Annotated in this window: 21 protein-coding genes; 11 read left to right on the forward strand and 10 right to left on the reverse strand. The window is 70.1% G+C overall.

Annotation, left to right across the window (positions count from 1 at the left end; translation table 11 throughout):
- Nucleotides 1–63: 63 nt before the first annotated feature.
- Nucleotides 64–228: a DUF4175 domain-containing protein gene (locus tag E4M00_RS17865; protein ID WP_162241224.1), complete on the reverse strand. Its 165-nt coding sequence runs from the start codon at nt 226–228 to the stop codon at nt 64–66.
- Between the two features lie 256 nt (nt 229–484).
- On the opposite strand from E4M00_RS17865, the gene E4M00_RS12445 reads away from it, so the two are divergent.
- The gene (locus E4M00_RS12445; protein WP_135120829.1) at nt 485–1,534 is read left to right on the forward strand and encodes a Gfo/Idh/MocA family protein; all 1,050 of its coding nucleotides are present in this window, start codon (nt 485–487) and stop codon (nt 1,532–1,534) included.
- Between the two features lie 15 nt (nt 1,535–1,549).
- On the opposite strand, the gene E4M00_RS12450 is transcribed toward E4M00_RS12445, so the two are convergent.
- The 4 genes from E4M00_RS12450 to E4M00_RS12465 form a co-directional block, all read right to left on the reverse strand.
- Complete coding sequence (locus tag E4M00_RS12450) at nt 1,550–2,446, reverse strand: sugar phosphate isomerase/epimerase family protein (RefSeq protein ID WP_135120830.1); 897 nt, start codon at nt 2,444–2,446, stop codon at nt 1,550–1,552.
- Nucleotides 2,443–3,672, reverse strand: coding sequence for a dihydrodipicolinate synthase family protein (locus E4M00_RS12455; RefSeq protein WP_135120831.1), 1,230 nt, complete (start codon nt 3,670–3,672; stop codon nt 2,443–2,445). Before E4M00_RS12455 ends, E4M00_RS12450 begins: the two co-directional genes overlap by 4 nt.
- Before the next feature lie 2 nt (nt 3,673–3,674).
- On the reverse strand, nt 3,675–4,901 hold the full coding sequence (locus tag E4M00_RS12460) for a Gfo/Idh/MocA family protein (RefSeq protein WP_135121002.1): 1,227 nt from the start codon (nt 4,899–4,901) through the stop codon (nt 3,675–3,677).
- A 173-nt stretch (nt 4,902–5,074) separates the two neighbouring features.
- Nucleotides 5,075–6,106 carry a LacI family DNA-binding transcriptional regulator gene (locus E4M00_RS12465; RefSeq protein WP_135120832.1) on the reverse strand — a complete coding sequence of 344 codons (1,032 nt, stop codon included), beginning with the start codon at nt 6,104–6,106 and terminating at the stop codon, nt 5,075–5,077.
- A gap of 269 nt (nt 6,107–6,375) precedes the next feature.
- Between E4M00_RS12465 and E4M00_RS12470 the strand changes: the two genes are divergently transcribed.
- From E4M00_RS12470 to E4M00_RS12505, 8 genes are all read left to right on the forward strand, one after another.
- Nucleotides 6,376–7,314 (forward strand): carbohydrate ABC transporter permease, encoded by a 939-nt coding sequence (locus E4M00_RS12470; protein WP_135120833.1) that lies wholly within the window; start codon nt 6,376–6,378, stop codon nt 7,312–7,314.
- Nucleotides 7,307–8,239 (forward strand): carbohydrate ABC transporter permease, encoded by a 933-nt coding sequence (locus tag E4M00_RS12475; RefSeq protein WP_193555585.1) that lies wholly within the window; start codon nt 7,307–7,309, stop codon nt 8,237–8,239. Before E4M00_RS12470 ends, E4M00_RS12475 begins: the two co-directional genes overlap by 8 nt.
- A 48-nt stretch (nt 8,240–8,287) precedes the next feature.
- Nucleotides 8,288–9,607: an ABC transporter substrate-binding protein gene (locus E4M00_RS12480; RefSeq protein ID WP_135120834.1), complete on the forward strand. Its 1,320-nt coding sequence runs from the start codon at nt 8,288–8,290 to the stop codon at nt 9,605–9,607.
- A gap of 141 nt (nt 9,608–9,748) precedes the next feature.
- Entirely contained in the window at nt 9,749–10,843 is a 1,095-nt protein-coding gene (locus tag E4M00_RS12485; protein ID WP_135120835.1) for a Gfo/Idh/MocA family protein, read from the forward strand.
- Nucleotides 10,840–11,784 (forward strand): DUF6807 domain-containing protein, encoded by a 945-nt coding sequence (locus E4M00_RS12490; protein WP_135120836.1) that lies wholly within the window; start codon nt 10,840–10,842, stop codon nt 11,782–11,784. Before E4M00_RS12485 ends, E4M00_RS12490 begins: the two co-directional genes overlap by 4 nt.
- Complete coding sequence (locus E4M00_RS12495; protein WP_135120837.1) at nt 11,781–12,506, forward strand: cupin domain-containing protein; 726 nt, start codon at nt 11,781–11,783, stop codon at nt 12,504–12,506. The genes E4M00_RS12490 and E4M00_RS12495 overlap by 4 nt, the downstream gene beginning before the upstream one ends.
- 186 nt (nt 12,507–12,692) lie before the next feature.
- Nucleotides 12,693–14,795 carry a DUF6807 family protein gene (locus E4M00_RS12500; protein WP_135120838.1) on the forward strand — a complete coding sequence of 701 codons (2,103 nt, stop codon included), beginning with the start codon at nt 12,693–12,695 and terminating at the stop codon, nt 14,793–14,795.
- A complete protein-coding gene (locus tag E4M00_RS12505) occupies nt 14,792–15,886 on the forward strand; it encodes a M24 family metallopeptidase (protein ID WP_240037079.1) in 1,095 nt (364 codons plus the stop codon). Before E4M00_RS12500 ends, E4M00_RS12505 begins: the two co-directional genes overlap by 4 nt.
- 364 nt (nt 15,887–16,250) lie before the next feature.
- Here E4M00_RS12505 and E4M00_RS12510 read toward each other — a convergent pair whose 3' ends face one another.
- From E4M00_RS12510 to E4M00_RS12530, 5 genes are read right to left on the reverse strand one after another with little or no spacing between them, the layout of a single operon-like run.
- Nucleotides 16,251–17,732, reverse strand: a complete 1,482-nt coding sequence (locus E4M00_RS12510) for an aldehyde dehydrogenase (NADP(+)) (protein ID WP_135120839.1) — start codon at nt 17,730–17,732, stop codon at nt 16,251–16,253.
- Complete coding sequence (locus E4M00_RS12515) at nt 17,729–18,835, reverse strand: mandelate racemase/muconate lactonizing enzyme family protein (RefSeq protein ID WP_240037081.1); 1,107 nt, start codon at nt 18,833–18,835, stop codon at nt 17,729–17,731. Before E4M00_RS12515 ends, E4M00_RS12510 begins: the two co-directional genes overlap by 4 nt.
- Nucleotides 18,832–19,731, reverse strand: coding sequence for a 5-dehydro-4-deoxyglucarate dehydratase (locus E4M00_RS12520; protein ID WP_135120840.1), 900 nt, complete (start codon nt 19,729–19,731; stop codon nt 18,832–18,834). Before E4M00_RS12520 ends, E4M00_RS12515 begins: the two co-directional genes overlap by 4 nt.
- Nucleotides 19,728–20,651 carry an NAD-dependent epimerase/dehydratase family protein gene (locus tag E4M00_RS12525; RefSeq protein ID WP_135120841.1) on the reverse strand — a complete coding sequence of 308 codons (924 nt, stop codon included), beginning with the start codon at nt 20,649–20,651 and terminating at the stop codon, nt 19,728–19,730. Before E4M00_RS12525 ends, E4M00_RS12520 begins: the two co-directional genes overlap by 4 nt.
- Nucleotides 20,648–22,060, reverse strand: a complete 1,413-nt coding sequence (locus tag E4M00_RS12530; protein WP_135120842.1) for a Gfo/Idh/MocA family protein — start codon at nt 22,058–22,060, stop codon at nt 20,648–20,650. Before E4M00_RS12530 ends, E4M00_RS12525 begins: the two co-directional genes overlap by 4 nt.
- A gap of 160 nt (nt 22,061–22,220) precedes the next feature.
- Here E4M00_RS12530 and E4M00_RS12535 point away from each other — a divergent pair, with 160 nt between their 5' ends.
- Both E4M00_RS12535 and E4M00_RS12540 read left to right on the forward strand, forming a co-directional pair.
- Nucleotides 22,221–23,282 (forward strand): LacI family DNA-binding transcriptional regulator, encoded by a 1,062-nt coding sequence (locus tag E4M00_RS12535; protein WP_135120843.1) that lies wholly within the window; start codon nt 22,221–22,223, stop codon nt 23,280–23,282.
- Nucleotides 23,279–24,379: an alpha/beta hydrolase family protein gene (locus E4M00_RS12540; protein WP_135120844.1), complete on the forward strand. Its 1,101-nt coding sequence runs from the start codon at nt 23,279–23,281 to the stop codon at nt 24,377–24,379. The genes E4M00_RS12535 and E4M00_RS12540 overlap by 4 nt, the downstream gene beginning before the upstream one ends.
- Nucleotides 24,380–24,446: the final 67 nt, after the last annotated feature.

Here is a 24,446-nt window from a genome sequence, read left to right on the forward strand (position 1 = left end):
CGGCCGCTGGACAAGAAAAGGGCCCGTGCGCGATGCGCACGGGCCCTTCCTCAGTTCTTTGGATCAGACGGACTTGCGTCCGCCGATGACACGCAGCAGCCACGCGATGACCGCGATGACGAGCAGGATGATTCCGACCCAGATCAGCCAGTTGAGTGCCGAGACGAATCCACCCGTGAAGAGCAGGATGACGGCGACGACGGCCACGATGATGAGAAGAAGATTCATATTCTGTTGTTCCCGTTTTCTGTTGTGGGAGCCGACTTGTGACCGACACCCTCCGTGTGGGCCGCTTCACGATCACCCCTGTTGAGGGGGTTCCCGTTTGGGCCTCGCCAATTCTGGCATGGCCTGCGGAATCTTCCGAAGGGGTGGCAACGCGCCGCATTTCTTGCTATAGAAGCGCGATCATGGCGACAAAACGTCACTTTCTTCGATGGCGCCCGCCCACCCCGTAGGGGGCGGCACCTCTACAATCGCGTTCATGACCTCTCTTCCCCGGGCGCTCCCGGTCTCCACGGCCGCGCCGCTGCGCGGCGGGCCGACACTGGCCTGGGGCGTGCTCGCACCGGGGATGATCGCGAACGCGTTCGTCGGAACCCTGCACGCGAACACCGATCAGCGCGTCGTGGCCGTCGCGTCACGCAGCTCCGAGCGCGCGTCGCGCTTCGCGGCGGCACACGGCGTCGCGAACTGGTACGACTCCTACGAGGCGCTGGTGACGGATCCCGCCGTCGACATCGTCTACATCGCCTCGCCGCACAGCGAGCACCGCACGTTGGCGCTGTTGGCCATCGCCGCCGGAAAGAACGTCCTGGTGGAGAAGCCGATCGGCACCACCGCGGCCGAGGCGCGCGAGGTTGCTGCTGCGGCCGAGGCCGCCGGAGTCTTCGCCATGGAGGCGATGTGGTCGCGCTTCCTGCCGCAGACGACGGTGATCAACTCGCTGCTGGCCGATGGGGTGCTGGGCGACGTGCAGCTCGTGACGGCGGACTTCGGCGGAAAGCCGGCGTTCGACCCGAGCAGCCGCATCTTCGACCCCGCCCTGGGTGGCGGTGCCCTGCTCGACCTCGGCATCTATCCCGTCTGGTTCGCGCACTTCGTGCTCGGCACTCCCACCGACGTCACGGCGACCGGAACCCTCGCGGCCACGGGCGTCGATGGTCAGACGTCGCTCGTGCTCGACGGGGATGAGGGTGCGCAGGCGCTGCTCAGCACCTCGCTCTTCGTGCAGACCACGGCCGAGGCGCGCATCTTCGGAACGCGAGCGCGCATCGAGATCGATCCGCTGTTCCTCATGCCCGGCAGCTTCGCCCTCGTCGGCCCCGACGGTGCCGAGCTGCTCTGGCGCGATGAGTCGGGGCTCGAGGGCCGCGACGGGCTGGCCTGGCAGGCGGCATCCGTCGCCCGTGAGATCAGCGAGGGACGCACGCAGTCCGCGCTGCATCCGCTGCGCCGCTCGATCGCCGTGCTCGAGACCATCGACGAGGCGCGCCGTCAAGTGCGCGCGATCGGGGCACCGCCGCGGGGATGAGCCTGTCCGGGTCGCTCAGCGTCTGACGGGTGCTGCCGCATCGAGGTGCACGCCCACGGCCGCCGAGAAGGCCTCCGAGGTGCGCTCGACGACGTCGGTCCAGAGTGAGTCCCAGATCTGCTGGTTGAAGATCTCGACCTCGATGTCGGCGCTGTAGCCCGTCGCGAGGACCGCGCGCGTGATGGCGCCGAAGTCGATCACGCCGTCTCCCGGATAGTGGCGCCCCAGAAGCACATCGGCTGGGAGTGGAGTCGCCCAGTCGCAGACCTGGTACGTGGCGATGCGGCCGCCGTCTCCGCCATGACCGCCCGCGCGGGCGATCTGCTCGAACAGCTGAGGATCCCACCAGACGTGGAAGGTGTCGACGACGACGCCGACGGTGGCGGGGTCGAACTGCTCGGCGATGTCGAGAGCCTGGCCGAGCATGGAGATGACGGCGCGGTCGGAGACGTACATCGGGTGCAGCGGCTCGATCGCGAGTGTCACGCCGGCGGCTGCGGCATCCGGGGCCAGCTCGGCGATGGCGTCGCGCACCCGCTCGCGGGAGCCCGCGAGGTCGGTGCTTCCGGCGGGGATGCCTCCGGCCACGAGCACGAGCACGGCCTCGGATCCGGGTGCTCCGGCAGCGGCTAGGGTGGCCGTCTCCTCGATGGCGCGCCGGTTGTCATCGAGCGATGCTCGACGTTCGGGGCCTTCGGGGGAGGTGAAGAAGCCGGCGCGGCAGTAGGTCGACATCCGGAGCCCCGAGTCCTCGAGGCGGCGAGCCGCCTCGACGAGTCCGACCTCGGCGACGGGTTCACGCCACAGGCCGATGCTCTCGATTCCGGCGTCGCGAACGACCCGGAGAGCGTCGTCGAACGGCGCGTGCTTGATCGTGGCCTGGTTGATGCTGAGTCGGGGGTGCGCGCTCATGCGAGGGCCTCGGCTGCGGCGGCCTCGGCGTGCGTGGCCGGTTCGCTGGGCCGGGCTGGAGGCGCAGACACGTCGATGCCGTTCAACGCCAGCAGACCGTGCCATCGGGCTGCGGCGAGTTCCGGGCGCTCGAGGGATCCGGCGGCGTTCGCGAGCCGCACGATCTCGGAGAGGTGCGGCAGGCTGCGGGCCGCGTGCAGGCCGGCGACCATGCTGAAGGCGGCCTGGTGGCCGTTCAGCCAGCTGAGGAACGCGACGCCGGTCTTGTAGTAGTAGGTGGGCGCGGCGAAGACCTGGCGGGAGAGGGCCTCGGTGGGACCGAGGATGCGGCGGTACCCGTCGGTGTCGCCGCGGTCGAGTGCCTGGATGCCGGCCGAGGCCTGCGGGGCGAGGGTGGCGAAGGCCCCGAGCAGGGCATCCGAGTGCCGGACATCGTCGCCCTCGATCAGGCCGACGTAGTTGAAGTCATCGCCCGTGAACATGCGGGTACCCGTCGGGAGCTTCGCGCGCACGGCGATCTCGGCGTCTGGATCCAGCAGGCTCATCTTGACGCCCGCGACGCGGTCGCGGTTGTATCCGATGATCTCGAGCAGGGTCTCGGATGCCGCGTCGGTGTCGGTGCTGCCGAAGTACCCGGCGAGGCTCGGATCGAAGGCGGTCCCGAGCCAGTGCAGCACGACGGGTGCCCCGGCGGCGGAGAGCACCTCGCGGTAGACACGGCGATAGTCGTCGGCGGTGCGCGCGGCGCGCGCGAGGTGGCGGCTGGCCATGAGCACGGCGCCCGCGCCGGCGTCCTCGGCGAAGTGCAGCTGCTCCTTGTAGGCGTCGATGACCTGGTTCAGCGTGAGGTTCTCGTCGTCGAGGTGGTCGGTGTTGACGCCCACCACCAGGCTGCCGCCGACACCGGAGGCCTCGAGGGCGCTGCGGCTGATGAGCTCGCGGGTCGCCGCGGCGTCGAGGCCCATGTTGCGCTGAGCCGTGTCCATCGCGTCGGCCACGCCGAGGCCCCACGACCACACGTGGTGGCGGAAGGCGAGGGTGGCGTCCCAGTCGATGGCGGCCGGTTGGCCGGGGGTGTTGTCCGCCCACGGCAGGGGAACGACGTGGGCGGCGGCATAGGCCACGCGGCTTTCCAGCGGGCGGCGCGGCTTCGCCAGCGCGGGTGCCGCGGCGAGTTCGGTCGAGCTCGTGGTGCCGTCGGCCGCCAGCAGGGTGATGCGGGTCACGATCACACCCCGGCCGGGCTCAGCACCGACGAGGAGTGGTCGGATGCGGCATCCGGAGCGGCATCTGTCACCTCGGCCCCCTCGGGCTCCGGCGACATCAGCGCCGACTCGTCGAGCGGCGCGAGGTCGATGCGGCGTCCGGTGCGCGAGCTCTCGAGACCCGCCTCGGCGAGCAGCATGCCGCGGGCTCCGGCGAGGAAATCGTACTCGTGCGGAGCGTCTTCGACGACGTGACGGATGAACTGCTCCCACTGCGTCTTGAAGCCGTTCTCGAACACGTCGTTCGTGGGCAGCTCCATCCAGTCGGAGGAGTAGTCGTGGCTGTCGGCGAGGTCGGGGTTCCAGACCGGCTTGGGGGTGGCGACGCGCGGCTGCACCTTGGCGCCGAACAGGCCGACCACGGCCGAGCCGAGGGTGCCGTCGACCTGGAACTCGACGAGCTCGTCGCGGTTGACACGCACGACCCAGCTCGAGTTGAGCTGGGCGACGATGCCGCCCTCGAGTTCGAAGACCGCGTAGGCCGAGTCGTCGGCCGTGGCCGCGTAGGCGTCCCCGTTCTCGTCGACGCGCGTGGGGATGTGCGTCGCCGTGCGGGCGTAGACCGACTCGACACGGCCGAACAGGTTCTCGAGCACGTAGCTCCAGTGCGGGAACATGTCGACGACGATGCCGCCGCCGTCCTCCGAGCGGTAGTTCCAGCTGGGGCGCTGGGCGGGCTGCCAGTCGCCCTCGAACACCCAGTAGCCGAACTCGCCGCGCACGGAGAGGATCTCGCCGAAGAAGCCGGAGTCGATCAGGCGCTTCAGCTTCTGCAGGCCCGGCAGGTAGAGCTTGTCGTGCACGACACCGTTCTTGATGCCGGCCTCCGATGCGAGACGGGCCAGTTCGAGCGACTCCTCGAAGCTCTCGGCGGTCGGCTTCTCGGTGTAGATGGCCTTGCCGGCCGCGATCGCCTTGCGGATGGCTGCAGAACGCGCGCTGGTCACGAGGAAGTCGGAGTAGATCTCCCAGCGCGGATCGGCGAGGGCCTCATCGAGGTTCGTCGTGTAGTGCTCGATGTCGTGCCTGGCGGCCAGCTCGGCGAGCTTCGCCTCGCTGCGACCCACGAGGATCGGCTCCACCTGCACGCGGGTTCCGTCGCTCAAGAGCACACCGCCCTGCTCCCGGATGGCGAGGATCGAGCGCACGAGGTGCTGCCGGTAGCCCATGCGCCCGGAGACGCCGTTCATGATGATGCCGATTGTCTGCTCTGACACGTTCTGCTTCCTTCTGTCCTGGAACCGGTTCGCCGCACGAGCTGGGTGTGCGGGAAAGCGTTTACCGGAGTGTAGATCAGAAATCGGCCGGTCCGCAACCGGGCGATCGGCGAGGGTGGGCGAGGGTGCGGCTCGTGGCGGGAGGCTCAGCCCCTGCGCGGGGTGCTGGCTCGCAGGATGACCTCGGTGGCGATGGGTGCCGATTGCTCCCCGGTGCCCATCGCGAGGGCGAGGGCGCGGGCGCCCACCTCCTCGAGGGGGATGCGCACGGTCGTCAGCGCGGGCGTCACGTCGCGCACGGTCGGGATGTCGTCGTAGCCGGCGACCCCGACCTCGACGCCCGGGGCGATGCCGGCATCCCGCAGCGCCGACATGGCGCCGACGGCCATGACGTCGTTGACGGCGAAGACGAGGTCGAAATCGGTGATGCGAGGGATGAGTTGTTCGGCCCCGGCGTAGCCGCCGTCGCGCGTGAACGCTGTGACGGCGACATCGTCGTCGGAGAGGTCGATGCCATGGTCGGCCAGGCCGGCGCGGAAGCCGGTGAGGCGATCGCGGGCCGTGCGCAGGGATGCGACTCCCGAGATGGCGGCGAACCGCCGGTAACCCAGCTCGACGAGCGAGGCGGCCAGGGCCCTGGCGCCCTCGAAGTTGTCGAGCAGTACCGTCTCGAACGGCAGCGTGTTCTGGCTGATGAGGGTGACCCGCCCGCCGGTGGACTGGAACGCCTCCAGTTCGGCGCGGAGGGCCAGCTCGTTCTCGTCGCCCTCCACTCGTGATCCGGCCAGGATCAGCACTCGTGGTCGCTGGCCGCGCATGGCCCGCACCAACTCGAGCTCGCGACGGGTGTCGCGCTCGGTCGCGGCCATCGTCACGACCAGGCCCACGTCATCCGCCGCCCTGATGACTCCGGCGGCGATCGACGAGAAGTACGGGTCCGCGATGTCGGCGACGAGCAGGGCGACCGTCATGGTCGAGCCCTTGGCCACGGCCTGGGCCGAGAGATTGGGGGTGTAGCCGAGGCGGGCGGCCGCGGCCAGCACCTTCTCGCGGTAGGGCTCGCGCACGGTGCGGGCGCTGCCGTTCAGGCTGCGGGATGCTGTCGCCAACGAGACGCCGGCCTCGCGGGCGACGTCGTGCAGAGTCGGGGGATTCGCCGGCAGGTCTGGCGACGTCATGGGGGCTCCTCGTCCGGCGTGAAGAGGGGGATCCTCGTCGCGTCCCGGTGTGCGGGAAAGCATATTCCACGGCGCGGCCACTGGCGCCGCACACCGGCCCGTGGCATCCGGAGACCCTCGCCCGATTGGTGTTTGCGTCTCGCATGACGACATGCTAGAACTGTCAGAACGGTTCGGAATACGCTTTCCCAAATCGTGAATCAACGGTGATTGAACAGGAGTGTGATCGTGGTCACCATCAATGGACACCCCGCTGTGGAGGCTCTTCGATGAGCGCCATCGGCGAACTCCGCAAGATCAGCACCGACAAGAAGACCAAGGCCGAGAAGAAGGCCGATCGGCGCGACAACAAGGCCGCCTACCTCTTCCTGGCTCCCTGGTTCCTCGGTCTCTCGCTCATCACCGTCGGCCCGATGCTGGTCTCGCTGTACCTCTCGTTCACGAAGTACAACCTGCTGCAGGCGCCCAAGTTCACGGGCCTCGAGAACTTCACCCGCATGCTCGGCGACGAGCGGCTGCACAACGCCCTCGGCGTCACCTTCGTCTACGTGTTCGTGTCGGTTCCGCTGCAGCTCGCTGCCGCCCTGGCGCTCGCGGTGCTGCTCGACAGGGGCCTGCGCGGTCTCGCCTTCTACCGCTCGGTCTTCTACCTGCCGTCGCTGCTCGGTTCGTCCGTCGCGATCGCGGTGCTGTGGAAGCAGGTCTTCGGCTCCGAGGGGCTCGTCAACGTGTTCCTCGGCTTCTTCGGCGTGGAGGGGCAGAGCTGGATCGCGAATCCATCCACCGCCCTCAGCACGCTGATCACCCTGAACGTCTGGACCTTCGGAGCTCCGATGGTGATCTTCCTCGCCGGGCTCCGCCAGATCCCCACGATGTACTACGAGGCCGCGGAGGTCGACGGAGCGACGAAGTGGCAGCGGTTCCTCCGCATCACGCTTCCCCTGCTCACGCCGATCATCTTCTTCAACCTCGTGCTGCAGATCATCCACGCGTTCCAGTCGTTCACGCAGGCGTTCATCATCTCGGGCGGAACAGGAGGGCCGGCGGACAGCACCTTGTTCTACACGCTGTACCTCTACAACCGAGGTTTCGCGAACTTCGACATGGGCTACGCCTCGGCTCTCGCCTGGGTGCTGCTGCTCATCATCGGGGCGTTCACCGCCATCAACTTCTGGGCCTCCAAGTATTGGGTTTTCTACGATGACTGAAACAATCGAAGCTCCGACGTCGTCCTTCGTCGCCGTCGCCGGGGCGAACGCCACGATGGATCCGCGGGAACGCCGCAGGCTGGCCAAGGCGTCGGGCAAGCCGGGCTGGAAGCGTGTGATCAAGCACATCGTGCTGATCCTCGTCGGACTGCTCATGCTCTACCCGGTCATCTGGCTGGTCGTCAGCTCGCTCCGCCCCACCGACGAGATCTTCCGGAACCCGGGCATCATCTTCGACAGCTTCGAGGTCGAGAACTACACGGTCGGCTGGAACACCCTCTCCGAGCCGTTCAGTGTCTTCCTGATCAACTCGGTCCTCGTCGTTCTGGGCTGCATCGTCGGCAACCTGGTGTCGTGTTCGATGGCCGCCTACGCCTTCGCGAGACTCAGGTTCAGCGGCAAGCGCTGGTGGTTCGTGGTGATGCTCACCACGATCATGCTCCCGGTGCACGTGATCATCGTTCCGCAGTACATCCTGTTCAGTCAGCTCGGCTGGGTGAACACGTTCCTGCCGCTGATCCTGCCGAAGATCCTCGCCACCGACGCCTTCTTCATCTTCCTGATGGTGCAGTTCATCCGCGGCATCCCGACGGAGCTCGACGAGGCTGCGCGCCTCGACGGCTGCGGGCATCCGCGGATCTTCCTCCGCATCATCCTGCCGCTCATGGTTCCGGCGCTGGCGACCACCGCCATCTTCACCTTCATCTGGACCTGGAACGACTTCTTCTCCCAGTTGATCTACCTCACCAAGCCCAACATGTACACGATCCCGCTCGCACTCCGCGCCTTCATGGATGCGCAGTCGTCGACGTCGTGGGGCCCCATGTTCGCGATGAGCGTCGTCTCGCTCATCCCGATCTTCCTCGTCTTCCTGTTCGGTCAGCGCTACCTCATCAGCGGTATCGCGACCACGGGCGGCAAGTAGTACCGACAAGCACCATCCACACTGCACACATACGAAAGGACGCACACTATGAGAGGCAAGACTCGCGCGCGCAGCGTCGCCGCCGTGATCGCCACAGGGATGGCCACGGCCCTGGTTCTGAGCGGATGTTCAGCCGGAGGAGGCGGAGACGAGGCCCCCGAGCTGTCGGACAAGCCGGTCACCCTGCGCTTCACCTGGTGGGGCAACGATGCCCGCACGGCTGCCAGCGAGGAGGTCATCGCGGCCTTCGAGAAGGAGTACCCGAACATCACCATCGAGCCGCAGTTCACGGACTGGGCCGGGTACTGGGACAAGCTCGCGACGGAGACCGCTGCGAATGATGCCCCCGACATCATCCAGATGGACGAGAAGTACATCGCCACCTACGGTGACCGCGGTGCCCTCCTCGACATCAAGTCCCTCGGTGATGCCGTCGACACCTCGGACTTCCCCGAGACGGCGCTCGCGACGGGCACGCTCGACGACGCCCTGTACGGCATCCCCGTCGGCCTCACGAGCTACTCGATCATGGCGAACCCGACCCTCCTCGAGAAGGCCGGCATCGAGGTCCCCGACGACAAGACCTGGACCTGGGACGACCTCGCCGAGATCGGCGCCCAGGTCTCCGCAGCCGGCGGAGGTGCCGAGTGGGGTGTCGCACCCTGGGGCTTCGAGGACGGCGGCCTGAACAACTGGGCCCGCCAGCACGGAGACGCGCTGTACACCGACGGCGAGGTCACGATCAAGCCCGAGACCGTCTCCAGCTGGTACCAGCAGCTGCTCGACATGGTCGATGACGGAACGACGCCTCCGGCCTCGAACATCATCGAGAAGCAGAGCGGTGGACTCGCCGAATCGTTCACGGCGACCAACACCGCCGCATTCGGACCGTGGTGGAACAGCCAGCTGACCGCTCTGTCCGACGCCAGCGGTTCGCCGCTGCAGTCGCTGCGGGTTCCGACCACTGACGGCGAGGCCGACGGCTCGGCGTACTACAAGCCGTCGATGTACTGGTCGATCTCCTCGCGGAGCGAGCACCCCGCCGAGGCGGCGGCGTTCGTGAACTTCCTCGCCAACACCGAGGAGGCCGCCGACATCCTGCTGACCGAGCGCGGCGTTCCCGCCAACGAGAAGATCCGCGCCTACATCGAGCCGAAGCTGTCGGAGACCGACAAGGAGGTCGTGGCCTTCCTCGACGGCCTGTCGGAGGACGTCGGAGACGCTCCCGCGGTGACGCCTCCCGGCGGAAGCGCCATCGAGGCCCTGCTCAAGCAGTACACCGAGCAGGTGCTGTTCAAGCAGCTCACTCCCGACCAGGCCGCCGAGGGGTTCATCAAGGACCTCAAGGACGCGATCGCCAACGCCTGATGATCGGATGAAGGGGAGGCGAGGAATCGCCTCCCCTTCATCGTTCCACCCGCACTCCTCTCCACCGCAGCTCGTGCTTCGGCACCACGATCACCTCTCCACCTCCGCCGCTTCTGGACCTGATTGGACGTCACGAGAACCATGGCCTATCGCACCGCGATCGTCGGAACCGGCGGAATCGCCGTCGCCCACATCGAAGGCATCCGCGCTCTGGGAGGGCGCGCCGAGGTGACCGCCGTCGTCGACATCGACCTCGACCGTGCCCGCGCCTTCGCCGAGACGTGGGGGATTCCGCGAGTGCACGCATCCGTCGACGAGATGCTCGCCGCCGAGAAGCCCGACCTCGTACACATCTGCACCCCACCCGGCTCCCACCTGCCGCTCGCTGCCGCGGTGCTGCGCGGGGGGTCGATTCCCCTCGTCGAGAAGCCGCCGGCCATGACGCTGGCCGAGATCGACGAAGCCATCGCCGTGGAACGGGAGACCGGAGCGCAGGCCGTCGCCGTGTTCCAGCAGCGCTTCGGGTCCGGTGCGGTTCGTCTGCGTCAGGCCGTGGCCGACGGCAGCTTCGGTCGGCCGCTGGTGGCCGTGTGCAGCACGCTCTGGTACCGGGATGCCGACTACTTCGCCGTTCCGTGGCGCGGAAACTGGGACATCGAGGGCGGCGGGCCGACGATGGGGCATGGCATCCACCAGTTCGACCTGCTGCTGTCGATCCTCGGGCCCTGGCAGTCGGTGCGGGCCGTCGCCGCTCGCCAGGACCGCCCGACCGACACCGAGGACGTGTCGGCGGCCATCGTCACCTTCGAGAACGGTGCGGTGGCCACGGTGCTGAACTCCCTCGTGTCGCCGCGCGAGACCAGCTCGCTGCGCTTCGACTTCGAGCACGCGACGGTGGAGCTGGAGCACCTCTACGGTTACGGAGATGCCGACTGGCGGTTCGCCGCGGCGCCCGGTCGTGAAGGGCTGGCGGACACGTGGGCCGGGTCGTCCGCCGCCGAGGTGCGCAGCGGCCACGCCGCCCAGTTCACGGCCATCTTCGACGCGCTGGATGCCGGGCTTCCCGCGCCCGTCGGCTTCGACGACGCTCGCCAGACCATGGACCTGGTCGCCTCGATCTACGCCTCGGCCTTCGAGGACCGCACCGTCGTCCGCGGGTCGATCGACGGCGACGATCCCTTCTACACGTCGATGCTGGGCACCGGCGCACCCTGGCTGAGCGGAGCACGCGCATGAGCATCACCGTCACCCACGAGCTCGACAGTCATGTGATCGTCCGCGACGGCGACGTGGAACTCGCGCGCTACACCTACAGGCCCGACACGGTCCAACTGGAGTCGCCCAAGCCCTACCTGCATCCGTTGCGCACCCGGGGCGGAGACCCGGTCACCCTGTTCCGTCCGCACGACCACGTCTGGCACAAGGGCATCGCCTGGTCGCTGCCGCACGTCGGAGACGAGAACTTCTGGGGCGGGCCGACGTACGTGCACGGGCAGTTCTACGTGCAGCTCGAGAACAACGGTCGGGCAGAGCACGAACGCATGACGGAGCTCGAGGCGACGGCGGATGCCGCGACCATCGCGCACAGGCTCCGCTGGATGACCCAGGACGGTCGGCCGATCATCGAGGAGGACCGCCGCATCGGCGTCCACCTGGTCGATGACGCCTGGGTGCTCGTGTTCGAGACCGCGATGCGCAACGCCTCCGACGCCACGATCTCCATCGGATCCCCCACCACCAAGGGGCGCGAGAACGCCGGCTACGGCGGGCTGTTCTGGCGCGGCCCGCGGTCGTTCACCGGCGGTACCGTGCGCACACCCTTGGGCGACGGCGGCGACGAGCTGCGCGGATCCCGGCTGGAGTGGATGGGCTTCACCGGCCGGCAGGACGGCTCGGGCGGCACCTCGACCCTCGTGATCGTGGACGACGTCGAGAATCCGCGGCATCCGCCCCAGTGGTTCGCCCGCAGCGAGGAGTTCGCCTGCCTGTGCCCGGCCCCGTTCTTCAGCGAGGAGCTCGCATTCGAGGCGGGGGAGAGCATCCGCTTCAGGTATGCCGTGGTCATCGCCGACGGTCACGGCGAGGAGGGCGGGGCCGCTCGGCTCGCCGATCTCGGGCGCGGGCTGCTGGACGCGGGGCGTGTCTCGAATCGACTCCTGGAGGACAGCCGCTCATGACCGGTGCAGCGTTCCCCGGGGGGACGAGCGTCACCAGGCTGAACGTCTATACGGATGCAGCACCCGACGCGCTGCACGGCGGCACCCCGCACCTGCACACAGTGTCGACCGAGGCCTACATCGTGACGGCTGGCTCGGGGGAGCTGCAGACCATCGACCGCGCCGGCTTCCACACGGCAGAGCTGGCAGCGGGGAGCGTCATCTGGTTCGGCGCCGGCACGATTCATCGTGCCGTCAACCACGGGGGACTCGAGGTGGCCGTGATCATGTCGAACGCCGGGTTGCCCGAAGCCGGGGACGCGGTCATGACGTTCCCCGCTGCGGTGGTGGCGGATGCCGCTCGCTACGCCGACGCCGCCACGCTGCCGGATGCCTCTATCGACCGTGCGGCCGCCTCAGCCGCGGCTGCGCGCCGGCGAGACCTGGCGGTCGAGGGGTTCGGGCTGCTGCGGGAGGCCGCTCTCGCCGGACGCCCGGAGCCGCTCGAGGAGTTCTACGCCGCGGCAGTGAAGCTGGTCTCGGGGCGCGCTGCCGAGTGGCGCGGGATCTGGGAGGAGCGGGTGCTCGGTGACGTGTCGCGGACGCGTGGTCTGCTCGACGATCTCGCCGCCGGCCGTAGCGCGCGGCTCGGGGTCAGCGGTGCGACGTCAGCCTCGCCCCACGACGGAGAGCCGAAGTTCGGCATGTGCGGACTGCTGCGCACCTACGACATCAGCGTCTGACCTCAGCGACCTGCTGAAAACAGGCCCGATCGGCTTGGGCAGGCTGGGAATGGTGCGTTCTGGCCTGTGCGGGCTGATCGAGCCTGTTCTCGAGCAGCGATGTGGGAGGCAACGGGAATGGAAAACGTTTTCCGCCTGAGGTAACGTGGAAGCAACGGATCAGTCAACGGTGACCCAGGGAGTTCGATGAGCCAGACCTCGACGACACAGGCGACCGACACGAGCGCCGCATCGCTCGCGAAGCCGCGCGTCATCCTCGTCGGCGCCAACGGCTTCGGTGCCGTACATCTGCGCAATCTTGAGCGTCTGCGCGACAGCGTCGAGCTCGTCGCCCTCGCCGACCCCCACCGAGGTCCTGCCGACGGATACGGGGCCGACGTGCCGCTGCATCCGTCGCTCGGTGACGCATTGCGGTCGACGGATGCCGCAGGCATCCGGGTCGACATCGTCATCGTCGCGACTCCGATCGGCACGCACGCCGACCTGGCCGAGACCGCCATGAGAGCCGGCGCTGACGTTTACGTCGAGAAACCTCCCGTGGCGAGCATGGCCGATTTCGAGCGCCTGCTGCGGGTGCAGGATGAGACCGGGCGGGCAGTGCAGGTGGGGTTCCAGAGCCTCGGCTCGCACGCCCTCGATGCGATTGCCGCGCACGGAACCGTGTGGTCGGTGGCCGCGCACGCGACCTGGCTGCGCGATCGCGCCTACTGGTCGCGTTCGCCCTGGGCGGGCAAACGCGTGGTCGACGGAAAGCCCATGATCGACGGTGTCGCCACGAACCCCCTGGCGCACGCCGTGGCGACGGCGCTGCGCATCGCCGGCGCCCGCCGGCGTGACGATGTCGCGAGCGTCGAGGTCGAGCTCTACCGGGCGAACGACATCGAGAGCGACGACACCACGAGCCTGCGAGTGCGGCTGGAGAGTGGCGAGGTGGTGAGCGCGGCGCTCACGCTGTGCGCCGCCGAGCAGCACGATCCCGAACTCTCGGTGCGCACTGATGCCGGCGAACTCACGTTCTGGTACACCCGCGACGAGCTCGCGGGGGCGGAGGCGGCTCCGGATGCAGCACCGGATGCCGTGCGCGGCGTCGCCGAGACGGGCACGGCCGCATCCGTCACCCACGGACGCACCGACCTGTTCGAGAACCTGCTCGCGCACCGGGCCACGGGCGAGCCCCTGCTGTCGTCGCTCGTCGACTCGGGCGCCTACATGGAGGTGCTCGAGGCGATCCGCACGCACGACGAACCCCTCGCGATCGACGCCGCCTTCGTGACCTGGCAGGGCGAGGGCGATGCGGCGCATCCGGTGGTCGACGACGTCGACTGGTGGGTGCAGCGCACCGCGGCCGCGGGCGCGCTGTTCAGCGAGATGCGGGTGCCCTGGGCCGTGGCGGCGCCGAGCGGACGGCAGGAGACGATCGCCGCGGCGTCCGGAGCGGCGTCCGGAGCGGCGTGCGGTGCTGCGGGTGTCGCGGCATCCGATGCCCCCGTCGCCGTCTGGGGCGACGGCTCGACGGTCACCCCCACGTCGTCACCGCGTCCGTTCCTGCATCCGCTCCGTACGCCGGCGGGCGTCGTGGTGAGCGACGCGCATCCGCGCGACCACGACTGGCACATCGGTCTGTCGGTCGGGGTGCAGCACGTCGACGGCGTGAACTTCTGGGGCGGACGCACCTACGTGCACGGCTCCGGCTACCAGTGGCTCGATGACCATGGGCGCGTCGAAGTGCAGGAGGCCGTCGTCGGCGATGGCTCGCTGAGCTCCCGGAGCGACTGGATCGGGCCGGATGCTGTGGTCCGGCTGCATGAGAATCAGGAACTCCGGTTCGAGCAGGTCGCCCCCGGCGTCGTCACCTTCCGGCTGACCTTCGAGCTCGCGAATGCCACCGATCATGCGATCAGCCTGGGGAGTCCCGGCAGCAACGGGCGTGCGGGCGGCGGCTACGGCGGACTGAGTTGGCGGCTCGCTCGCGGCACCGAGGTGCGGGTACGCACGGCGGAGGCAGCAGGGGAGGCGTCCTGTCACGGAGCGATCGCGCCGTGGATCGCCTGGACCGCCGAGTTCGACGGCGGCACGGCCACGGTCGCGCTGGCCGGGGCGGATGACGTCACCAGGGCCGACCCGTGGTTCGTCCGCGTGGCCGACTATCCGGGCATCGGATCGTCGCTGGCGTGGGAGTCCGAGGTGCTCATGCGGCCCGGCGAGTCCGTCGTGCGGAGCTTCACCGGGCTGGTCGCCGACGGGGAGCTCGCTGACGAGCGCGTCGCCGAGCTGCTGCGACAGGCATGAGTGTGGCTGCTGCGACGGATGCCGAACCCGAGGAGGGCGACGAGCTCGGCGCCAAGCACGATCGGGTGCGCGCCATCCTGCGGCAGCGCGGCGCCGACAGCGTGCTGCTCGAGTCGCAGGCCGCCGTCGCCTGGATGCTCGGCGGCGCGCGGGTGCACGTGAGCCTGGCGGCTCCGCCGATCGTGGCGGTGCGCGTCGATGCGGCATCCGTCACGGTGTTCGCGACCAGCAACGAGGGTCATCGCCTGCGCGCCGAGGAGCTGCCTGCGGGTGTCGAGCTGGTCGAGCGGGCGTGGTTCGAGGCGGTGCCGACGGATGCGGCCCTGCGGGAGTCAGCGGTCGACGCCGAGCTGCGCGCTGCTCGACGGGTGCTGCTTCCGGTCGAGCAGGACCGCTACCGGGAACTCGGCGCCGATGCGGCCGCGGCCCTCGGCGATGTGCTGCGTGCCGCCGGCCCCGATGACACCGAGCGCGCGATCGCAGCCAGGCTCGCCTCGCGACTCATCGAACTCGGCGCTGATCCGGTGGTGCTGCTGGTCGCGGGGGAGTCGCGGCTGGCGGAGCGGCATCCGTTGCCGACGGATGCCGCCCTCGGCCGCCGCGCCATGGCCGTCGTCTGCGCGCGCCGCCACGGTCTGATCGCGAACGTCACCCGGTGGGTGAGGTTCGGAGGAGCGTCAGCGTCGGAGCTCGATGCCGAGAGGCGGATCCTCGAGGTGGAGGCCGACGGCTTCGACGCGCTGCGACGCCGAGCAGGCCTCGCGGATGTGCTGGGCACCATCACCGCGGCGTATCCCGCGCACGACTTCGCCGACGACGAGTGGGAGCGGCACCATCAGGGCGGCGCGGCCGGCTACAACGGCCGCGATCCGCGCCTCGCGCCCGGGGTCGACGAGCCGATCGAGTTCGGGCAGGCGTTCGCGCTCAACCCGAGCGCCCCGGGCGTGAAGGTGGAGGACACCGTGCTGCTGGTGCCGGATGCCGCCGGCGACGCAGCTGGCGAGGCGGCACTGGAGGTGCTCACCCGCGATCCGGCGTGGCCGACGATCGCGGTGCGCGGAGTCGAGCGTCCGGTGACGTTGGAGCGCTGAGGGCGTCCCGATGCGCCCGCAGAGACAGCGACGGAGTCGCCGTCGAAGCGCGGTGCATTGCGCGGTTCGACGGTGGCGGGCTTCGGCGCGCTCGCTGCGCTCCCGTGCCTCTGCCAGCGGGGACGGTGATGACCCGCTCGCTGAGGCCCGACGGAGTCGCGGTCGAAGCGCTTCCCGATCCGCTCGCTGCGCTCCCGTGCCTCTGCCAGCGGGGACAGAAGACGTAATCGAGAACAGGCCTGAACTGCGGGGACAGGCCGGATTTGCCTGTGCTCGTGCGAAAGGTCAGATCCGGCCTGTTGCGGGTGCGGGACGCTTCGGCCGCGGACTGCGTCCGGGCTTCAGCGCGCGGGAGACGGCAGGGTCAGCGCGCGGCCAGCTGCAGCTCACCATCGACGCGGCGGGGCGCACGGGCGACGTTCGCGTCGCGCAGCGGTGCCGGGAGGAGCGCATCCGGGGCGTCCTGGAAGGCGATCGGACGCAGGAACCGACGGATCGCGCTCGCGCCGACCGAGGTGTGCAGCGAGGTGGTCGCCGGCCACGGTCCGCCGTGATGCTGCGACCAGGTGACGGCGACGCCCGTGGGCCAGCCCGCGAACAGCACGCGTCCGGCGATCTCTGAGAGGCGTTCGACGACGGATGCCGCATCGTCACTCGGCTCGGAGTGCATCGTCGCGGTCAGGGATCCGCCGAGCACGGCGAGGGCTGCGAACAGCTCGGCCTCGTCGGCGTACTCCACGAGCAGGGTGACCGGGCCGAAGCACTCCTCGAGCAGCGTCTCGGGGCGGGCCGCTACGGCGCCGGCGTCGGTGCGGAGCACGATGGGCTGCGGGGCGTCGGTGTCATCGTCGATGGCTCCGACGACGATGGAGACCGAGGGGTCTCCGACGAGGGCGCCGAGACCAGCCGGGAACGCGTCGGCGATGCGGTCCGTCAGCAGGCGGCCGGTCGTCGTCGGAGCCACGGCAGCGGCGAGGTCGTCGGCGAAGCGCGTTCCGGCGGGCACGAACACCACGCCGGGCTTGGTGCAGAACTGGCCGGAGCCGAGCGTGAACGACCCGGCGAGTCCGGTCGCGAGGGCGGCGCCGCGGGCCTCGACGGCGGCGGCCGTGATGACGACGGGGTTGATCGAGCCCAGCTCGCCGTAGAAGGGGATGGGGTCGGGCCGGCTCGAGGCCAGGTCGAAGAGGGCGCGGCCGCCCGAGAGCGATCCGGTGAAGCCGGCGGCGGCGACGGCCGGGTGCTGCACGAGGGCGTTGCCGGCCTCGCGTCCGGAGACGAGCGCGAAGATGCCGTCGGGAGCACCGGCCGCGGCGAGGCCATCCGTCACGATCTCGGCCGTGCGCACGGACAGGCGCGGATGCCCCGAGTGAGCCTTCACGATGACGGGGCAGCCGGCCGCGAGAGCCGACGCGGTGTCGCCGCCCGCCACCGAGAAGGCGAACGGGAAGTTCGACGCGGAGTACACCGCGACAGGTCCGACGGCGGTGAGCATGCGGCGGATCTCGGGACGCGGCGGGGTCGCAGCCGCATCCGCGTGGTCGATCGTGATCTCACGCCAGGCGCCGTCGTCGATGACCGCCGCGAACAGCCGCAGCTGCCCGGTGGTGCGGCCGACCTCGCCGGTGAGGCGCACGGTTCCGAGGTGGGTCTCCTCGTCGGCGAGAGCCACGAGTTCTGCGGTGTTGGCGTCGAGGGCATCGGCGACGGCGCGCAGCCAGCCGGCGCGCGCGGCGTCGTCGGAGGCCCGCACGAGGGGAGCAGCGCCGGCGGCGGCTGCAGTGACAGCGGCGAGCCGGGCGTCGTCGGTCGGGGAGGTCTGCGCGAGGAGAGCGGTGTCGGTCATGAGGTGAAGCCTTCCGTGAAGAGGAGTCCGAGGCCCGGCGAACCGGTCTGGGTGAGACGGGAGTCCGCGATGCGCACCGGGCTCGGGCCCCTGAGAGCGCCGAGTTCGCCGAAGCCGGCATCCTCCACGTCTTCGACCAGCACCGAGCCGGCCGGGCCAATGCCGGCGGCCCCGGCGCCGTCGAGCGTCAGGGCGAGCTGCCCCGAGAGCTCGGGCAACAGGTGCGGATACAGCGGCACGCCGTGCTCGAGCGCTGCTGCGGCGATGCGGCGGAACGGCGTGATGCCGCCGACCCGCACGATGTTGGGCTGCACGACGCCCGCGGCCCCGCTCTGCAGGAACTCGTCGAAGCGCTGGCGGGTGTGCAGGTTCTCGCCGACGGCGATGGGCACGGAGGTGCGGCCGGCCAGGACGATGTGCCCAGGCAGGTCTTCGGCCCGCAGCGGCTCCTCGATCCAGGCGGGATCGAAGGCCTCGAGCGCCTGCATGGCCGTGGTGGCGCGCTCGAGATCCCAGCGCTGGTTCGCGTCGATCATCAGGCGGCGGTCATCGCCGAGGAGCTCGCGGACGGCTCGCACGCGGTCCACGTCCTCGGCCAGTGACGGTCGACCCACCTTGATCTTCACGGCATCGTGCCCGGCGTCGATCCAGCGCTGCACCTGTGCCAGCAGTTCATCGGTCGTGTAGTGCAGGTTCACCCCGCTGCCGTAGACCTCCACACTCCGGTGGCGGATGCCGATCTCGTCGGCGATCGAGCATCCGTTCGCCCGTGCCCGCGCATCCCAGAGGGCGAGGTCGAGCCCGGCCAGCGCGATGGTGGTGAGCCCGCCGCCGCCCGCCTCGTGCAGGTGTTCCCAGACGCTCTGCCAGATGGCCTCCGGATCGCCGTCGCGACCGATGGCGGTGCGCCAGATGTCGTGCTGCAGAAGTGCGAGCACGGCCTCGGCGCCGATCGTCGGCGTCCAGCTGAAACCGAAGCCGACGGCGCCGTCGTCGAGCTCGACGCGCGTGGGCAGCACCACCACGCTCGTCACGTCGGGACCCCACGGCCGGTGCAGGGGGATGCGCACGAGACGGGAGTCGAAGGAACGGATGCCGTTCACAGCAGTGCGCGCCCGGCTTCGATGATGGCCGTGAGTCGCTGCTCCTGCTCGGTGCTCGGGTCGACGAGTGGCGCTCGCACGGATCCGACGGGCAGACCGCCGAGACGGAGGCCCGCCTTCACGAGTGAGACGCCGAAGCCCGGAGTCTCATCGCGCAGGTTCACCAGCGGGCTGTAGAAGCCGTCGAGGATCGCGAGTCGGCGCTGCTCGTCGCCGTCGACGTACGCCCGGTAGTAGGCGTTCGCGATCTCGGGCACGAAGGCGAAGGCCGCCGAGGAGTAGAGGGGGATGCCGATGCCTCGGTAGGCGCCCTGCGAGAGCTCTGCGGTGAGCAGGCCGTTGAAGAACTGGAAGTCGGCGCGGCCCGTCGCGGCGACGGCCCGAACGATCTGCTGGGCGACCCCGATGTCGCCGGTCCCGTCCTTGAACCCGATCACGCGGCTGTCTGCGGCGAGGCGCGCGACCGTGGCCGGCGTGTACTGGGCCGAGCCGCGATGGTAGATGACCACGGGGAGATCGGATGCCTCGACGATGGCCTCGACGTAGGCGACGAGTCCGTTCTGGGTGCCCGAGACGAGATAGGGCGGCAGCAGGAGCAGGGCGTCGGCTCCGGCATCCGCCGCAGCGCGACCCGCTTCGACAGCGTGCCCGAGAGCGCCGCCGCTGCCCGCGACGACGGGCACGGCTCCGGCGACCTGGTCGACAGCAGCCCCGACGACGGTCGCGACCTCGCTCAGAGAGAGGGCGTGGTACTCGCCGGTGCCGCAGGCCGGGAAGACCCCGCCGGCGCCGTGGCGCACGCCCGTGGCGACGTGGTCGGCGAGAACGCCGGTGTCGATGCGGCCCTGGCCGTCGAAGGGGGTGACGGGGAAGAACAGGATTCCGTCGAAGTTCATGGGTGGCTCCTCGAGAGGGTGTCGGTCGGGGTGGTGGTGTCGGCGAGTTCGCTGCGCCAGGAGTACTGCGGCTGCCAGCCGAGCAGCTCGCGCGCCTTCGCGCTCGAGAACGCCGGGCTCGTTCCGGTGAGGCCGGCCGCCAGCTCGTCACTGCCCGGCACGAATCGCGGCAGCAGGTCGGCGAGCGGGAGACGGGCGAGCGCGTCGTCTGCGCCGACGAAGAAGGACTCGGCGTTCGGGATGTCGCCGAGGCGCTCGAGAAGCAGGGCGACGAAGCGCGACGCATCGCGGGCGTCGACGTAGTTGAACAGCGCCGGTGCCGAGAGTGCCGGGTCGTCGAGGCGCTCCCGCACGGTGTGCCCCTGCTGGGTCGGCGCACCCTCCCATTCCTCGGGGGCGATCACGAAACACGGTCGGAAGGCGGCGAACCTCACGCTGTCGCCGGTGGTGCGTGCGAGCATGCGCATCGACTCCTCGGCCACGAGCTTCGAGACGCCGTAGGCGTGCCAGGGCCGCAGGGGTGTGCGCTCGTCGAGCGGGAACGCCGGCGGCAGCCAGCCGTTCGGGGCTCCGTAGCCGAGCACCGTGGGACTGCTCGCCACGGCGATGCGCTCGACGCCCGCGGCGATCGCCGCCTCCATCACGCCGAAGGCGAGAGCGGTGTTGGTGCTCAGGATCGTGCGCTCCGGAGCGCTGAACGGCACCGCTATGGCGGCGAGGTGCACCACGGCGTCGGGGCGCAGGCGCTCGAACACCGCGGCGGTGGCTGCGGGATCGGTGAGGTCGACCGCGACCTGGTCGACGTCGAGGCCGGATGCCGCAGCCCGATCGAGGGAGACGACGTCGTGACCGGCATCCGCCAGCCCGGAGATGACGCTGCGCCCGAGGCGGCCGGAGCCGCCGGTGACGATGGTGGTCATCGGGTGCTCGCCACCGCGCCGGCGGCAGATCCGGCCGCAGTCGCCGCCGCGGAATCGAGCGCCGGGTGGCCGATCGCCAGCTCGGCGATCTGCACGGGAAGGCCGGTCTCGAGCGAGAGGTTCGCCGCGATGCCGACGGACACCGAGCGCAGGCCGTCGGTGTAATCGGAGGGGCGACCGAGCGGATCGGCCGACGGCCCGCGGAACACGTCGGCGAGCAGAAGCGCGTCGCCACCACCGTGAGCGCCGTCGCCGTTCTCGATCGGCACCTCGCGGGCGAGGCCCCAGTGGTTCTGCACGATGAGGCGCTCGCCGCTCGGGCGCAGCGGGGCGGCATCCGCGGCACCGGCTGCGGCATCCGCCCGGGGATCCTTCTGCGCACTCGGATCGAGCACGAGTGCGCCGTCGTCGCCCACCGTGACGGCGCCGCGCTCGACCACCTCGAGCTCGGCCCGGCCCCGGGTTCCGTTCACGGCCACGCGGTAGCCCTCCCAGGGGGCGTGCGCGTTGAGGGCGTAGCTGAGGGTCGCGCCGGAGTCGTAGTCGGCGATCACGGCGATGTTGTCCTCGATCGTGATGCCGGCGTCGAAGACGTCGCGATCGCGCAGGTAGCCGTCGTGCTTCTCCGCGTCGAGGTAGAGGGCGCGGAGCCGCTCGTCATCGCGCAGATCGAGCTCGAACGGGTCGTGCGCGCCGTCGTGGGTGCCCCGCGGATTGCGAGCGGGCAGGTCGCGCCCGGCCGTGTTCTCGGCCCCGTAGAAGCGCAGTCCCCCCGAAGCGAAGACGCGGGTGGGAGTGGCGTCGATCCACCAGTTCACCAGGTCGAAGTGGTGCGAGGCCTTGTGCACGAGCAGGCCGCCCGAGTTGGCCTTCTCCCGGTGCCAGCGCCGGAAGTAGTCGGCACCGTGCGCCGTGTCGAGCACCCACTCGAAGGTCACCGAGGTCACCCGGCCGATCTCGCCCGAGCTGATCAGCTGCTTGAGGGCCGAGTTGCGCGGCGAGTACCGGTAGTTGAAGGTGACGACGACGCTGCGGCCCGTGCGCTCGGCCGCGTCGACGATGGCGCGGCATCCGTCGGCATCGATCGTGAGCGGCTTCTCGACGACGACGTCGGCTCCGGCCTCGAGGGCGCGCACGATGAGGGCGGCGTGGGTGACGTCGGGGCTCGTGACGATGACACGGTCGACGGATGCCTCGGCCACCATGCGCTCGAGGTCGTCGGGGTGCCAGCGGCTCGGCTCCGCGGCGCCGGCGTCGCGCACGCGCGACGCGTAGTACTCGATGCGCGTCGGGTTCGGGTCGCTGAGCGCCACCAGTTCAGCGACGTCGCTGTGCGCGCCCAGGATGGCGTCGACGTACATCTGGGCGCGGTGTCCGCTGCCCACGAGGGCGTATCGGAGGGTCGACATCGGTGTCATCACTCATTTCGCTGATCGGTCCCGGACGAAGGGCTCGCGTATGGCGTGCCGTTCCAGAAAACGCTTTCCCATAGGCTAACACCCGAGAGAAAACGATTTCTAGGGCTAGGTTGGATCTCGATCGACCGATGTGACGCTCGACGGGAGAAGCGTGGGACGCACGACAGGCACCACCGGCATCGACGACGTCGCGCGTGCGGCCGGGGTCTCGGCGTCGACGGTGTCGCGCGTGATGAACGGCCGCGCCGGCGTCGACGCCGCCCTGGCCGAGAGGGTGCGCACCGCGGCCTCGAGCCTCGGCTATCGGCCCAACCCCCTCGCCCGCAGCCTCGTTCTCGGGCGCACCCAGACCATCGCCGTGGTCGTTCCCGACCTCGCCAACCCCACCTTCCAGGGCATGCTGCGCGGGGTCACTCTCGCGGCGGCGCGCGATGGCTACAGGGTGCTGGTGGCCGACACGTCCGAAGACGCCGCCGCCGAGGAGGCCATCGTGCGCGAGACCCGGCAGCGCTGCGACGCCGTCGTGCTGTGCTCGCCGCGCATGGCGTCCGACGTGTTGATCGCCGCGGTCGCCGCGCTCGATCCCGTCGTCGTGATCAACCGCGAGGTTCCGGGTATCCCCGGCGTCTCGGCCGACTACCGCGTCGGCATCGTCGAGCTGCTCGAGCACCTCGCAACGCTCGGGCATCGGCGCCTGGTCTACGCGGCCGGGTCGCCGTCGAGTGCCTCGGATGCCGCTCGCCGAGCCGGCCTCGCCGACTTCGCGCTGGCGAGACCCGATGTCGAGGTGCTCACGGTGGAGGCCGGCGCCACCTTCGGCGACGGCGCGGCCGCGGCATCCGTCGTCGTCGAGAGCGGGGCGACCGGCGTGGTGGCCTTCAACGACCTCGTGGCCATGGGAGTGCTGGCTTCGCTCGCCGCGCAGGGCATCGCCGTGCCCGCCGAGGTGTCTGTCGTGGGCTTCGACGACATCCCGTTCGCGGCCTTCACGACGCCGGCCCTCACGACGGCGGCGGTTCCCGTGGGTGAGCTCGGGGAGCTGGCGTGGAGGAGGCTGGCCGCGCGCTTCGCGGGGGAGGAGCCGGAGGGTGACGTGATGCTGCGCCCGGAGCTGCGGGTGCGGGCGAGTTCGGGGCCGGTGCGGACCGTCATCTCGCCCGCTGCCGGAGCCGGAGCCGGAGCTGGAGCCGAGACTGGAGCTGGGCGATCATGAGCGGCGTGCTCGACGGCTACGAGGACTGGCCGGCGTATGTCGCCGACGCCCGGGCCGAGCGATCGACGGGGGAGTCGCGGCTGGCGGCGGCGCTCGGGCTGGTGCGCCCGTCGGCTCCTCCGGAGGTGCGTATCGTCGGTCGCTTCGAGCGCGACGGGCTCGAGTACACCGAGCTGCGCTGGGACTCGAGCTTCGGCCCGGAGGCGACGGGATGGCTGGTGGCACCGGTCGCGGCCGAGGGCGCCGAAGCCAGTGCGATCGCCTCCGAGAGGCTGCCCGGCGTACTCGCGCTGCACGCTCACGGCGGGCAGAAGGTCGTCGGCGCCGAGCAGCTGCTCGACCTCGGGGCGGCATCCGTCGATCCGGAGGGGAGCCGCGCCTTCCGGGCGCAGTATCACGAGGGCCTCGCGCCGGCGGGAGAGCTGGCTCGTCGCGGGTTCGCCGTGCTCGTGCATGACGCGTTCCTCTGGGGGAGTCGGCGGTTCGCGGCGGATCGACCGCGGGCTGCATCCGGAACCGAGAGCGCGGCCGACTCCTCGGCCGAGTCCGCCGCCGCCGACCGGCGCTCCGTGCAGGTCGAGCACCGCGTCGCCAAGGCGGCCGGGCTGCTCGGCACCAGCATCGCCGGCACCGTGCTGCACGACGACCTGCAGGCGCTCGCCGTGCTGGCGGCATCCGATCGTGTCGATTCCACCCGGCTCGGGGTGTTCGGCTTCTCGGGCGGCGGCGCCCGGGCCCACCTGCTCGCGGCGGAGGCTCCCGAGGTGAGCGCCGTGGTGGTCAGCTGCATGATGACGACCTTCACCGCCCTCGTGCCCGACCGCATCGACCAGCACTCCTGGCTGCTGCTCACGCCGGGGCTGTCGACGGTGACCGACTGGCCGGACATCGCCGGTGCCGTCGACGGTCAGCGGATGCTGACGCAGTACTGCCTGCAGGATCACCTCTTCGACGTCGCCGGAATGCGTGCGGCCCATGCCATGCTGACCGAACGGATGCCGCTCTACACCGGCTCCTTCCACCAGAAGGGGCACGTGTTCGACGCCGCGATGCAGCACGAGGCCTGGCGTTTTCTCGAGGGTGGCCTCCGCGAATAGGATGAACGGAATGCGTTTTCCCGCACGGAGCTGAATGCCGCGGAGGAACCCAGTTCAGGCAGACGAG

Origin of the sequence: Orlajensenia leifsoniae, assembly GCF_004570845.1 — a bacterium.
In the GTDB taxonomy this organism is placed as follows: domain Bacteria; phylum Actinomycetota; class Actinomycetes; order Actinomycetales; family Microbacteriaceae; genus Orlajensenia; species Orlajensenia leifsoniae.